Origin of the sequence: Thermoleptolyngbya sichuanensis A183, assembly GCF_013177315.1 — a bacterium.
In the GTDB taxonomy this organism is placed as follows: domain Bacteria; phylum Cyanobacteriota; class Cyanobacteriia; order Elainellales; family Elainellaceae; genus Thermoleptolyngbya; species Thermoleptolyngbya sichuanensis.
The window spans coordinates 4,348,491-4,362,831 of the sequence record NZ_CP053661.1 but is presented as its reverse complement, the minus strand read 5'-3'; the positions used below and the strand labels follow the sequence as shown (position 1 = coordinate 4,362,831).

Sequence of the window (14,341 nt, the reverse complement as noted above, 5' to 3'; positions counted from 1 at the left end):
TCTGAGTGGATTGTACCGCCTTGGGGGCGATCGCCCGAATCCCTCTCCAGACACACAAAACAGACAGACAAAACTCGCCTAGGCATTGTTTTAAAACTTTCTAGGTCGTTGATTGCCCTGAGTCGAACCCCCTTAAATCCCCCTTAAAAAGGGGGACTTCTGGAGTGGCTCGGCTCGGTTCCCCCCTTGTTAAGGGGGGCTAGGGGGGATCAAAGGGCTTTAAAACACGCCCTAGCTAATTAGCCCAGAGCGCAGCGCCAGCACCGCCGCCTGGGTGCGGTCATCGGCACAGAGCTTGTTGAGAATATTGCGGACGTGGGTTTTGACCGTGCCCACCGTGATGAACAACTGCTCGGCGATCGCCGCGTTGCTGTAGCCCGCCACAATCAGCTCCAGAATTTCCAGTTCCCGCTCGGTGAGTGGAGAATTTTCCAGCAATTGCTCCACTTCAGGCTTCACGGCGCTAATCGTCACCGTCTTGGTTTCTATGCCCATGCCGTCGGGAACGGCTTGTCGCATCTGGCGCAGCACAATGCCCGCAATGGTTGGGTCGATCCAGGAATTGCCGCCGTGGGTCGCGTGCAGCGCTTCTGCCAGCTTGTCGATGCTGATGTCCTTCATGCAGTAGGAATCGGCCCCTGCCGCAAATGCCGCCAGCACCGACTCCTCGCTGTCGTGCATGGTGAGAATCAGCACCTTCGTCTTGCGCCCGTCTTCCAGCCCACTCTGCTGCTCCCGAAACTTGCGGGTTAGTTCAATCCCGTCCATATCCGGCAGCCCAATATCGACAATCGCCACGTCTGGTCGAACCTCTTGCAGCATTTGCAGTCCACTGGACGCATTCGCCGCTTCGCCCAACACTCGAATTCCCGCTTGCCGCTGGAGTGCCGCCCGCAAGCCTACGCGGGTAAGGTCGTGGTCTTCGATTAGCGTTACGCTAATTTCACCTGTTTGCATTACGTCTGTTTGCATACCGTCCTGCTCTGGGGCCATAGTTTTCAGTGCCACAATTTTTGATGATTACTAGATGATTACTGGATGATTAAACGCTGTATGCGTTTAGAGGGTGTTTGAAAAGGTATCGCCTGTAATATTAAGCACTCAGAGATCCCCCCTAGCCCCCCCTAAAAAGGGGGGAACCCGCCTTAAAGTCCCCCTTTTCAAGGGGGATTTAGGGGGATCTTGCACGCTTTTCTAAAAACAGTGGGACAAACTGTGGAACTTTTCAAACATCCTCTTAGAGATTTGGTTGAAGGACTTGGTTGAAACTAGTGTGAGAAATCTATCTGAAGCATCATGCAGCCTCTACCTAAACAAATATCTAGACCCGCTAGAAAAGTTTGCTTAGAGCTAATTTGTAAAGGAGCCTGAAAGCCTTGTTAATCAAGGATTTCCGAGAAACCGCTTTTCCTGGGCAAACATGACCTCAAAGCCACACATGCCAAGAGTTTCAGGCTTCTTAAGATTTGCTTCATAAATTAGCTCTTAGACCAGCCATCTCAGAGAAGCCAATCGACTCGGAAATAATGCTGTAGGCAACCTCGGCGCTTGACTTATGACCTAGATTTTTAGCTTGAATGCCAAGTCTGGATTTTCCGTTCCAAACTGCAAGATAGGCAGCATTATGGTTTGCAACTTTCACTCTCGTCATCCGTCAGCAGAGAGAGACTAAATTTGCACAGGATGAAAAAGATACCCCCCAAGGCATAGCGTAGGGAATCCATTAAACTGCCAAGATTAAGAATAGTTGCAAGCTGAGGAAGGGAATTGATAGCCGCTGGACTCTCTGAGAACCCGTCTCAGCCTCAGCAGCTATGAACCTAAGAGGGACAGCATGAGGCGCGGTAAGGAGCAGGTTTCAGAACTCAATCGGCAAGTTTTTATCAATTGGTCGAGGTTGCCAGTTGCCTATCGAGGAGCCGCGATCGCCGCGATTCCAGCAACCTGTCTGGCGATCGCCCTTGGGTCTTGGATTTGGTCGATGAATACACTGGGCGGCATTCGACGGCAGATCGAGGCCACACGAGACGTGATTACCGCTACAGATAATGTGCTGATTGACTTGCTCAATGCAGAAACCGGAGTTCGAGGTTACGGCATTACGCGCGATACCAGCTATCTCGCTCCTTACAAACGAGCTAAAGCTAGCTTAGATGACAGCTTGGCTCGGTTGGAGGCGAGCTACCAATACGGGGTTTCTGAGGCAGAGCGCGATCGCCGCAATGCAGACGTGGCTCAAATGGAACAGCTAGTAGACCGGAGCATGGGGCTACTAGATGATACAGTCAACACACTAACGACCCAGCCCAGCGTTCCCATTACGGCCCCTTCATTCGTCGGCTTGTTAGATGAAGGCAAGAAAACGGTTGATCAGGCGCGAGAATTTGTATCCCAGTTGCAGCAGCGAGAGCAGCTTCGTCTCAATGCCTACACCATTGAGCGTTCTCGATTGCTAAATACGACTTCTAGCATCATTGGGCTAACGGCCGGATTGAGCCTGATGGCATCCACGGCAGCGGTATACCTGTTTCGTCAGCTCGACCGTGAACTGCAAAGCCGAGAGCAACTGCTGAAAGAGAGCCGATTGCTGCTTCAGGCGATCGTGGGCAACGTGGTAGATGGCGTGGTGACGCTGGATGAACACGACGAAATCGAGATTTTCAATACCGCAGCAGAGCAACTGTTTGGCTACCAGGCGCACGAGGTCGAAGGGCGGCCGCTGGACGTGCTGCTAGCCCCGCAGGAGTTGCCTGTCTCTGAGGCGACCCGTTCAGAAGCCGCAATCTCTCAGACAACCAGTTCGGAGGTTACCAGTTCGGAGGTTACCAGTTTGGCGGCCGCTCCTCCGAAAGCTGCAAATTCCGAGGCGGACAGTTCAGAAGCTGCAAATTCTGAATCGGAAGCCGCAAATTCTGAAGAGGCAGTCGATTTAGAAACCCTGGATTCTACGTCTGCGGGTTTCGTGGTGATTGATCCTGAGTTCTCCAGTTCTGAGGCTGGTGAGTCCGACGTTACGGAATCTGAGGTTTCGGGGTCTGAGGCTGCGGAGTCTGAGGCTGCAAGGTCTGAGGCTATAGGGGTTGGGGTTGCCGGGTCTGATGGGATGGGAAATCATGCGCTTGCGCGGATTCAGCCCGGACAACCGCACCAAGTCATCGGGCAACGACGAGATGGTTCCCAGTTTCCGCTGGAGATTTCCCTGAGCGAGATTCAGTTTGAAGATCGGCGGATTGCGATTATTCGCGACATTACTCAGTTTTTGGAAACGGAGGCCAAGCTCAAAGCGCGGGCGGATGAACTGGATCGCTTGACGCGGGATTTGGCTGAGACGAATGAAATGCTAGAGGATCGCAACCGCGAGTTGGAACAGTTTGCCTATGTTGCGTCCCACGACCTGAAGGCTCCCCTACGGGCGATCGCCAACCTGTCTGAATGGATCGAAGAAGACCTATCGGGACAACTGCCCCCGGAAAACCAGCAGCAGCTTCACCTCCTACGGGGGCGCGTGCATCGTATGGAAGCGCTGATCAACGGGCTACTGGAATATTCCCGCGTTGGGCGTGTGGAGTCTCCGGTGGAGCGGGTGTCCCTGTCGGTGCTACTCGATGAGGTCATTGATTCCATCGACCCGCCCGACACGTTTACCATTACGATCCCGCCCGACCTGCCGACCTTGATTACCAAGCGGCTGCCCCTGCGACAGGTCTTTGCCAACCTGATCAGCAACGCGGTCAAGCATCACGACCGGCCGGATGGGCAAGTGCGAATCGGGGTCAAAGATTTGGGCGATCGCTACGAGTTTTCCGTAGCAGACGACGGTCCAGGCATCGCGCCGGAATATCACCGCAAGATTTTCATGATTTTTCAAACGCTCCAGGCCCGCGATGTGAAGGAAAGTACAGGCGTGGGGCTTTCCATCGTAAAGCGCATTGTGGAAACAGAAGGAGGCACAATTCACCTAGATTCGGAAGAGGGCGCAGGCACAACCTTCTACTTTACCTGGAATAAATAACTGTTAAGAGGCGTTTTAGCAACGCTTAGAAGTGCTGCATATCTCGCCCCGACTAAATTTACGCAGCATTTGGCTTGGTGCTGTCTTGCCCGAAAGTCATGACACCTTTAGGAATCCGGGGCAATTGCAGGTGCATCTGGAGACTGTCCCTTCATAAACAAAAAACTCTAACTCTAGGATGACGGCAGAGATATCATCGCTTATATAAAATTTAGCTATGGTAGTAAAGGCTTGCTGCTGGTGGCTGGTGCGGCTCTACCCCTAGGTTGCACTGGTTTTCCAAAAGCGCAAACCTTCTGAGGTAAGACTGTGCTGCTCTTGATCGCTGTGCCCTCCGCAGCAGTCGCATTGCCCCCGGATGTGCAGCAGTTTTCAGCAGAGTTCGGAAATGCCCGCTAATAGCGTGACGGAGAGCTGATATGGCGGGTTGCTGAATGATGGAGTGCTTAATGATGAGAGGGCGATGCGATATCGAGTTTATTCCGAGTCGCGCATGAATGGCGATCGCTCCTCACTAGCCTGACTTGCCTACAGGTTAGAGATAGAGTGCTGCTAATTCAAATCCCTTCTTATACTGGCTAAATTCGTCAAAAGTTTAGGAAATTAACGGATTTCTCAGGCTTTGGGGAGGTGGGTCAGGCATTAAACTACTAGTTCAGTAAGGTTTAGTCAAAAAGGTTTAGTCAAAGTTCTCAAAGTTCTCAAAGCTTCAACGTTCTTCAGGTTCTTAGAGGGCGATGGAGAGGGCGATAGGCTAGAAGGGGCTGGGTATCCAGGCTTTACTATGTCAAAACCTGTCGAAATCTTTGGTCTGTCAAAGCCTGATCAGAGTAGCGAGATGGGTTCAAGTTAGAAGTTTTTTATAAAAAGAGGCTTTTCTAAAAACCCAAAAGGGGTTAGTCCACTTTCAGATTATTTTACGAAATTGTATTTGTAGATTTGCGGTTTTGCAATGAGTTTCACTTCTGTTATTTCACTTCTGTTAAAAGACTTTTGAATAGAAAGATCTAGAGAGTTCTGAAAGTTAGTTTAGTGTGTCACGAGCTATGCAAGTCCAAGAGCGTGTTATCAACATTCTCCTCGTAGAAGATGACGAAGTGGATGTCATGAACGTCCGTCGAGCGTTCAAGAAAAACAACATCACCAATCCGCTGTACGTTGCGACGAATGGAATCGAAGCCCTTTCAATGCTGCGAAGCGAGGGGGGCAATCCAGCCATCGTGCCGCCGACTCGTCGGCTCATTTTGCTGGATCTAAATATGCCTAAAATGAGCGGGATCGAGTTCTTACACGAGTTGAGAACTGATCCAGAATTAAGAAAAACACCGGTCATCGTGTTGACGACTTCCAATCAGGATAAGGATCGGGTTGAAGCTTACAATCTCAATGTGGCGGGTTATATTTTGAAGCCTGTTACGTTCACCAATTTTGCTGAAACAATGGCCACGCTCAATCGCTATTGGATGCTGTGCGAGTTGCCCTAGTCAGCGGCGCTTTACAGACGGTCTAAGGACTCTGCTAGCTGATGCCTCTAGCTGATTCTTTGGCATCTTCATAATTCATAAACTGACCCTCCCTCAATTGAGAGGCGCGTGAATCATGTCTTTGAATGCTGCAACGGATGCTCTACGGCAGAGCAGTCTACTGGATGCCCCATTGTCTTTGCTGGTGGTGGATGACGACGAGATTGACCGGATGGCCGTGCGGCGATCGCTCCGAAATGCAGGCATCAACATGATCCTGACCGAGGCGGGGGACTATGCAGCGGCGATCGCCGCACTCCAGGAACGCACCTATGACTGCGTGTTTTTGGATTATCGCCTACCCGATCGGGACGGGCTGGCGGTCGTGCAGGATGTGCGAGGGCGGGGCGACAAAACGCCGCTGATCGTGCTGACAGGGCAGGGCGACGAAGAAATTGCCGTGGAGCTAATGAAGGCCGGCGCGTCAGACTATCTGCCCAAGTCGAAAGTGTCGCCAGAGGTGCTGGCGCGTATTCTCCGCAACGCCCTCCGAATTCATCAGGCAGAGCAGGAGGCCGAGCTAGCCAAGCGTCAGCGAGAGCAGCTTGCCCGCCAGCGGGAAGACTTTGTTTCGCGCTTGACCCACGATTTGCGAACACCGCTGGTGGCCGCCGACCGAATGCTGAAGCTATTCCAGCAGGATGCCTTTGGTTCGATTACGCCAGAAATGAACGACGCGATCGCCATTATGATCCGCAGCAACCAAAACCTGCTGCAAATGGTCAACACGCTGCTGGAAGTCTATCGCCACGATGCGGGCGAGAAGACCATGCTGTTTGACCCGTGCCACCTGCCGGAGATTTTGCGCGAGGTGTGCCAGGAACTGATGCCCTGGGCGCAGGACAAGCAGCTTGCTTTGGAGATGGTGGATGGCACAGAGGGCGGTGGGGTGGTGATGGGCGATCGCCTGGAACTGCGCCGCCTGTTTATAAACCTGCTCGGCAACGCCATTAAGTTCACCGACAGGGGATCGGTGACCGTGCGTCTTAGCCGGGTCGTTGCCGATGCAGAAGCCTCTGCCGCCAACGGCAATGCCCCTCGCCAGGTCTTGGTGGAAGTGCAAGACACGGGGCCGGGCATTCCGCCTGACGATCAGAGTATTCTGTTTGAGCGCTATCGCCAGGGCAACCACAAGCGGGCGGGCAGCGGGCTGGGGCTATACCTATCGCGGCGAATTGTGGAAGCGCATGGTGGGGCGATCGCCGTCCATTCGACGCTGGGGCAGGGGAGCGTCTTCAGCGTGTGGCTACTAGAGAAACGGTGAAGCTTCGCTAGGAGCGTCCCTTATCAGAAATCAGAAACGTCCCTAAAAGGCTCAGCACTCTGCTGCGCTATCCCGCCTTAGCTCCTCACAATAGGCTTTGACCTGCAAATCAATGCCAGTGATTGCCGTGCCCACGACGACCGAAAACGCGCCGAGGTCGAGGGCTGTTCGAGCCATTGCGGGGGAGGCGATACCTCCTTCACAGATTGCGGGGATCGATAGCGTTTTGCACAGTTGGCTGAGCAGGTCAAAGCCCGGTGGCTTTAGGTGGCGCGTCTCGGCCGTGTAGCCGTAGAGCGTTGTGCCCACCAGATCGGCTCCGGCGGCAGCAGCGGCGATCGCGCTTTCCAGCGTATCCACATCTGCCATTACGGGTTTGCCCAGGTCGGCGTGAATTTTTTGGATCAGGCTTGCCACCGTTTCTCCGTCGGGACGGGGACGCAGCGTGGCATCAATGGCGATGATGTCGGCTCCTGCCTGGGCGATCGCCGCTGCGTGCTGAAACTGGGGCGTGATGTACACATCACAGCCGTCTAATTGACGCTTCCACAGACCAATAATGGGAACCTGCACCCGCTGGCGCACGGCGGCGACATGGGCGGGCGTGTCGATGCGAACCCCGACGGCTCCCTGGTTTTGTGACGCAAGGGCGATCGCCGCAATCACGCTTGGCTCGTGCAGTGGCGAATCGGCCGGAGCCTGACACGACACCACCAGTCCGCCCCGCAGCGCCTCTATCCCCGAACCTGCACCCATTCCCTGCCCCCCATCACGTCTGCACTTCTTCTCCTCTTCTGATGCCGCTCGTGCGACCGACTCTTTGGATGCCGCTTGTGCGACTTGTGGCAAAGGGTCACTTGGCACCCCCATCGCCTTGTGCGACCGACCCTTCGGATGCCGCTTGTGCGACCGACGCTTGTAAACCCTACCGCGTCTGAAACGCCTCATCAAACCGGCGCGTAATCGGCTCAATCAAGAAGGTGAGAATCGTCCGCTGACGGGTCACGATTTCCGCTACGCCCGCCATGCCTGGGGTCAGGTCTACCAGTTGTCCATACACGGCCACCTGAGTCCGGCTCAGGCGAATCGTCGCTGGGAACACCGGGCCAAGCTCCCGGTCGATGGTGGCATTGGGGCTAATCTGCACCACTTCCCCCTCAATCGTGCCAAATTCCTGATACGGGAAGGTGGCCAGCTTCACCTTGGCCCGCATCCCTGGCGCAATAAAACCGATATCCCGGTTCAGAATTTGCACCTCTAGCAGCAGTTCGCTGTCCTCCGGCAGGATAGACATCAGTTCTTTGCCGGGTTGCACGGTGCCTTCTGCCAGCGTCACCTGGAGGTTGTAAACCGTGCCCGTCACGGGGGCGCGGACGGTATCTTGTTCCTGGGCGCGGGTCGCCTGGGCGAGTTGTCCCTCAACCGTCGCTAGTTCTTCGCGCCGCTGGTTGAGCTGCGCCAGAATCTCGCTCTGGCGTTCGGAGCTGAGGCGGTCGGCGGCCTGGCGGGCGCTGCGATAGGCTTCCTCTGCTCGTCGGATGGCCTGGGTCTGTGCCACGATTTCTTGCTGGAGTGAGGCGATTTGATCTTGCGCCTGGGTTAGCCGATCCTTCGCCTCCAAATAGTCAAACCGGGGAACGGCTCCTGTGCCAGGTTCTACCAAGGGCCGCAGGCTGCGCTCTCGTTCTTCGGCATTGGCCAAGCTGGCACGGGCGCTGCTCAGGTTTTCTTGCAATCGGGCTAGGCGGGCGCGAGACTCGGCGATCGCCGCCTGTTGTCCCTGGGCCTCGGCCTCCGCCGCCGCCCGCCGCCCCTCAAACTCGCGCCGCCGTGCGGCCAGCAGTTGATCTTGCAGGGCGACCCCCGTTTGCGCCTGCCCTGTGCGCTCGGCCTCCAGTCGTGCAATGTCCTGACGAATCAGCGTCGCGGCTTCCCGCAGTCGGTCAATTTCGGCCTGGCTCACCTCGGTCGATTGCTCCAGCAGCACGTCGCCCCGCTCGACGCGATCGCCCTCCTTCACCAGAATGTTCTCAATCTTGCCGCCCTGGAGCGCCTGAATTGGGCGAATCTGCTGCGCGGGGATCAGCGCCCCCTGCGCCGTTGCCACCTCATCTACCTTGCTGAAATGGGCCCAGGCGATCGCCCCCAACACCAGCGCCGACAGCGTTCCCGCCAGCAACCGCGTATACAGCGGCGGCAACTCTTGCACCGCCTTTCCCAACTCATAGGACAGGTAATCTTCTGGCGTGGCAAACTGCTGCCGTGCCTGTCGCGCCTGGGCCGGAGAGATGGGCTGGATCATAGGAGTGGATGATGGGGGAGGGTTGGGACGCTAAGGCAGATGGGAGGGTAGGGCAGGGATCGGAGCCTACAACCCCGGATCAGCTTGCCCATTTAGCGAACCGGAATAAACCAGTCCACGCTGGATATCCAGGGTCAGCAACGTGCCGTCGCGGATCACCTGAGCGGCATCCTTGACCCCGACGATGACGGGAATGCCCAGGCGGAGACCGATCACGGAGGCGTGGCCTGTAAGGCTGTCGTCCTCAGTGACGATGCCTGCGGCTTTGCGGATGGCATCCAGGTATTCGGCTCCAGTGTTGGGCACAACCAGAATTTCACCAGGGTTGAAGTTGCTTACTTCTTTGCTGCTGCGGGCAACGCGGGCGCGGCCGCTGATTAGCCCCTGCCCAATGCCGATGCCGCGCCCCAGCACCGCAGTCACCACTTCGACCTTGATCAAATCAGTAGAACCGGATACTCCCTGTAGGGTTCCCGCCGTCATGACGACGAGATCGCCTTCTTTGAGAAAGTTTTTTTCCTGGGCGACGTTGAGCGCGGCCTGGAAGGTTTGCCCCGTTGAGGGCAGGTTTAGCACCAGCAGCGGCCGCACGCCCCAAACCAATTGCAACTGCCGCGCCACATCGACGTGGGGCGTGACGGCCAGGATGGGCGTGCCAGGGCGATATTTCGACACATTGCGGGCAGTGGCTCCCGTTTTTGTCAGGGTCATGATGGCAGCGGCCTGGAGCTGTTCCGCAATGCGCCCGACGGCCTGGCTGATGGCATTGGGAATGGAGTGTCCGCCAGAGTTGCTGTCCACGTTGCGGGCGATCGCCAGATTTTGCTCAATCTGCACCGCAATCCGCGCCATTGTCTCGACGGCCTCTACCGGAAACTTGCCCACCGCCGTTTCATTGGACAGCATAACCGCATCCGTGCCGTCCAAAATCGCATTCGCCACATCCGAAATTTCGGCGCGGGTAGCACGGGGATTGCTCACCATGCTGTCGAGCATCTGGGTAGCGGTGATTACAGGAATCCCGAAACGATTCGCCGTGGCAATCAGCCGCTTCTGCAAAATCGGCACTTCCTCGGCGGGCAACTCTACGCCCAGGTCGCCCCGCGCCACCATCACGCCATCGCAAATCGACAGCACCGCCTCCATCTGCTCAATCGCCTCGTGCTTTTCGATCTTGGCAATTACGGGCACGTCTTTCCCGGCGCTGGAAATAATTTCTTTGATTTCCAGAATGTCCTGCGGATTGCGGACAAAGCTGAGGGCGATCCAATCCACGCCCTGATCCAGCCCAAACATCAGGTCAGTCTTGTCTTTGTCGGTCAGCGCTTTGATCGACAGATACACGCCGGGGAAATTCACGCCCTTGTTGTTCGACAGCACGCCGCCCACCACCACGCGGCAATGCAGTTCGCGCTGGTCGAGGTCTACTGCTTCCACCCGCATTTCGACTCGCCCATCGTCCAGCAAAATCGTCGCGCCGACGGGCACTTCGTCTGCCAGCGGCTCGTAGGTCACGGAGCTAATATCCTGAGTGCCGAGGAGGGGGCGACTGGTGAGGATGTAGGGATCGCCTTTTTTCAGCGTGATGGGGCCCTGCTCAAATTTTCCCAGGCGAATCTTGGGGCCCTGCAAATCTTGCAAAATGCCCACGGGCTGGTTGAGTTCAAACGACACCTGGCGAATGGTGCGGATATTGCGCTGGTGGTCTTCGTGGGTGCCGTGGGAAAAGTTTAGGCGCAGCGTGGTGGCTCCCGCTTCAATCAGGCTGCGTAGAACTTCGGGGCTGCTGGTGGCAGGGCCAATCGTGGCGACAATCTTGGTACGACGCAGGTGTTGATGCGGTTGCATGGGTTCTCGAACTCTCTCAAGGGATACTCAGGACACAAACTCTCGGCACGGAAGCTGGAGGAGCGGGCAGGGCTGGTCGCTGGCGGCCAAATCTGGCGTGAGGTCCGGCGTGCAAGGGGCAGTGTCAAGCGTGGCGATCGCCCCCTGGAATAGTGCCCTTCGACTGTTCCCCTCGTTTCGCTCCTATTCTTAGCTAAACTGCTTTGGGCCCGGCCCTTCCATAATTTAGGGTAAATGTAATCATCTCCGATCAAGATTTCTCAGAGCCGCCTCCCAAATTTGCCAGGTCAGCCACCCAGGGGCGATCGCCCAAACACAGGTTCTCCCAAAGCAAACTTCCCTTAAGACGAGTCCTCTCAAAGCAATTAAAGCCTCCCCCAAAAACTCGCTCTTCGTTCTTCCCTCTTCCCTCTTCCCTCTTCCCCCTTCTACTGAGGCTGCCCCGAAAACGGTTCCGGCGGATTCGTCCAGTTAAAGTCGTTAATCCGAATACCCAGCGATCCCACCTCTCGGTCGGGGTTGACCCGCAGAATGATGGAATACGTGCGGCGACTATATTCCAGGAAAAAAGTCGTGTCAAAACCTTCCCGCTTGTCAAGGTTAATTGACGTTTGAAAGCCTGCTCGAATCGGCCCGTAGATTTGTTGCAGGAGCCCAAAGGACAGAACCTGAGGATCAGCAATCCGGTCAAATCGAAACGGAGATTCCCCCTCCACAATCGCATTAGAGTAGGTGACGTTGAAGCGGGTGTAGTCCAGAAAATTCCGGGAGAACCGGCCAAACTGCCCCTGGAGGCTGGCAAAGGCCGTCAGGCTGCTCTGGCTATCTTCGCTAGTGTAATAGGCAGTAGTGCCGCGCAACCCGACGACCGCGACGAGGTTGGGAACAATGGGCGTGGGCGAATAGCGCAGTCCTCCTTCAGCAGTGGGCGGCAGGGGCGGCGCAGACCACAGTAAAAAGGCCCGCGTTAGCCCCGCACTGGCCTGAAATCGACCCAGCGTGACGCGGCTATTGCGGCGCTCCAGGGGGGGATCGAGCAAGTCCTCGCGATCGGTGTTGGCGTTGATTAGCTGGGCGCTGAATTGATAGTTGAGGTTGATACGTGAACTGCCCAGCGGAATGTTGGGGGAAGAAAAAACAGCACCCAGGCTGCTCTGCACGTTCTGAAACCCAAGGGTGCCGTTAAACAGGCGATCGCGGTAGCTATATTCCAGCGTCAGTTGGTGAATGCCCACCTGCTGCCGCAGCCGCAGACTGCCCCGCACCTTGTTTTCTAAGTCGCCCAAATCGAGCGTGCCAAAGGTCGCCGTGCCCACCAGCGACGTGGAGGGGCCGAGGGTGGCATCCAACTGCGCCAACAGCCCAATACTGCTGGGATCAAAGAAATTAAAGTTGTTGTCTGTAACGGCCCGCTGAAGCAGAATTGCGGGCGCAAGCACAAACTGCACGCGGGGTTGGTTGATCACCGTCAGCGGCGCTTGCACAAATAGCCCGCCCACCTCTTCGTCATAGCCCAACCGAAGCAGGGGCGGCTGGCGGCGGCGATTGTCGATCACCACCCGGTTCTGCAAAAAGGGCAGGCTGAAGCGCTGGTCGAACACGAGCCGGGGATTGCGGGCGCGAACCTCCGCCTGGAGCGGGTTGAACTGGGTATAGGTGAGTTCGGGGGTGCGGAGTTCCAGTTCGGGCGGCGAAAAGGGGTCATTGGTAAGGCGCACATTTTGGGCGACCCAGCCGTCGGGAAAAAACTCGATAGATTCGGCCTCGAAGCGAAAGCGGGTGAGCTCGCCTTCGCGCTGCCCCGTGAGCGCCAACCCCTGATCCAGGTTGGCCCCCACTTCTACCAGGATGCCGCCGGGACTGGAAACAGGGGGCGCACCCGGAGGACGAGGCGTGGGGCGAGGTCGTTCAGCGCCCGCAGCGGCTTCTTCCAGCGGCGATAGCAGGGTGAGATCCGTACCGCTGGAGGGCAAGAAGATTTCGCCCCTAGCTCCGTCCACCGTGCCTTCGCTTTGCACAAAGTTGTAGACGAGGCGATCGCCCTGAAGAATCTGGGCCCCCCGCACCAGTTGCACATTGCCCTCGGCCACCGCAATGCGATTTTGCAAATTCACCTGCACCCGATCTGCCGTCAGCACTGCCCGCCGGAAACGCATTTCTACATTGCCTTCGGCGGAGAAGACCTCGCGCAGGGTGTCAAAATCTTGGCGATCGCCCCGAATTTCCACCAGATCAGTCAGGCTGGTGGGCGTTGCTGAATCCGTCGCAGCAGGACTAGGAGAAGGGCTGGGAGAAGCAGGCGGCGACGGGGAAGCAACCGGCGCATCGACCGGAGCCTCTCCGTCTGGCGGCGGGGTCGCCGGGTCGGGCCCGTCGTCTGGGGGCGGAATCAGCAGAATTTGCCGACCCGAATCGGGGTCTTGCTCCAGGGTTTCTGGAAACGGGATGGGCGCGGGCAGGTTTGGGGCGCTGTCTGGATTGAGGGGTTGGTTCGACGGGGGAGGAGCCTGGGCAACGATACTTGCGTCGCTGCGGCTAGAAAGCGCTGCAAGCAAAGGAATGGGATTGCTGGAAACAGCCCAGGTCTGGCTGGGAAGCTGGCGCTCGGCAGGGACAGACAGGGGGCGATTCCCGCAGGGATCGCTCCGCGAATCGCCCTCCATCAGCCCCATTTCCCTTCCCCCAATCGCCTCGGCGCTCAGGGTTGAGGGGCAAAACGACAGCGAGGACCGCGTAATCGCAGGCTGTAGGGATGCAACGGGCGATTCAATCGGCTGCCAGGGTTCTCCCAACAGTCGCCAGTCATCAGCCAGGTGCGGCGGTGCAGAGCGGAATATCGTCGTGTCGGAAGGCGGTGCGGCTAGCAGAGTCCCCGGTGTCAGCGCGGGAAGGTATTCTGGGACGGATGCTAAACCAGAACCAGATTCCACAACAGGAAGCGTCACTGTGCCGTCTGCCCCTGGAGCGACTGTTGGGGCGACGTTAACCGACAGCGGCACACCCAGGGACGCGGCGGACTGGGCATTAGCAACGGCAGGCAGAGGCGGCGGCGTGGCAGGCAGACGGCCACTTAGACGAGCGGGACGAGTCGTGAAGCGATCTCTGCGGGAATCGCCCGACGAAACCGAACGGCGGCCCAGATCGCTTCCCTGATTCGATGTGGGAACGGACTGCGCCCCAGAGACAGGATCGGCTGGCTCGACAGCAGCGACAGGAGCAGCGGGGCGATTCACAAAGCGATCCCTGTGGGAATTACCAGCTATCCCGTCCTGACGAGTTTGCAGCCATTGTCGGGCGGGACGAGTCGGCGAGGCGCTGGCTCCTGGGGTGCGGAATCGTGAAGCCACATCCGCAACCGACCCAGGCGATGATGCGCTCATCGGCTCGACTGT

At 57.0% G+C, this 14,341-nt stretch carries 8 protein-coding genes; 3 read left to right on the top strand and 5 right to left on the bottom strand.

Annotated elements, in window-relative coordinates; translation table 11 throughout:
- Positions 1–231: 231 nt before the first annotated feature.
- Positions 232–972, bottom strand: coding sequence for a response regulator (locus HPC62_RS18140; protein ID WP_216655284.1), 741 nt, complete (start codon positions 970–972; stop codon positions 232–234).
- Between the two features lie 862 nt (positions 973–1,834).
- On the opposite strand from HPC62_RS18140, the gene HPC62_RS18135 reads away from it, so the two are divergent.
- From HPC62_RS18135 to HPC62_RS18125, 3 genes are all read left to right on the top strand, one after another.
- Positions 1,835–4,012 (top strand): sensor histidine kinase, encoded by a 2,178-nt coding sequence (locus HPC62_RS18135; RefSeq protein WP_172357913.1) that lies wholly within the window; start codon positions 1,835–1,837, stop codon positions 4,010–4,012.
- A gap of 1,046 nt (positions 4,013–5,058) precedes the next feature.
- Complete coding sequence (locus HPC62_RS18130; protein ID WP_068509283.1) at positions 5,059–5,496, top strand: response regulator; 438 nt, start codon at positions 5,059–5,061, stop codon at positions 5,494–5,496.
- Positions 5,497–5,611: 115 nt separating this feature from the next.
- Positions 5,612–6,799, top strand: a complete 1,188-nt coding sequence (locus HPC62_RS18125; protein WP_225910572.1) for a hybrid sensor histidine kinase/response regulator — start codon at positions 5,612–5,614, stop codon at positions 6,797–6,799.
- Between the two features lie 51 nt (positions 6,800–6,850).
- Here HPC62_RS18125 and HPC62_RS18120 read toward each other — a convergent pair whose 3' ends face one another.
- The 4 genes from HPC62_RS18120 to HPC62_RS18105 all read right to left on the bottom strand — a co-directional run bounded on the left by HPC62_RS18120 (position 6,851) and on the right by HPC62_RS18105 (position 14,329).
- Positions 6,851–7,555: an N-acetylmannosamine-6-phosphate 2-epimerase gene (locus tag HPC62_RS18120; protein ID WP_172359029.1), complete on the bottom strand. Its 705-nt coding sequence runs from the start codon at positions 7,553–7,555 to the stop codon at positions 6,851–6,853.
- A 169-nt stretch (positions 7,556–7,724) separates the two neighbouring features.
- A complete protein-coding gene (locus HPC62_RS18115; protein WP_172357911.1) occupies positions 7,725–9,101 on the bottom strand; it encodes an HlyD family type I secretion periplasmic adaptor subunit in 1,377 nt (458 codons plus the stop codon).
- Between the two features lie 66 nt (positions 9,102–9,167).
- Positions 9,168–10,949 (bottom strand): pyruvate kinase, encoded by a 1,782-nt coding sequence (pyk, locus tag HPC62_RS18110; protein WP_172357909.1) that lies wholly within the window; start codon positions 10,947–10,949, stop codon positions 9,168–9,170.
- A gap of 428 nt (positions 10,950–11,377) precedes the next feature.
- Positions 11,378–14,329: a DUF3769 domain-containing protein gene (locus tag HPC62_RS18105; protein WP_172357907.1), complete on the bottom strand. Its 2,952-nt coding sequence runs from the start codon at positions 14,327–14,329 to the stop codon at positions 11,378–11,380.
- Positions 14,330–14,341: the final 12 nt, after the last annotated feature.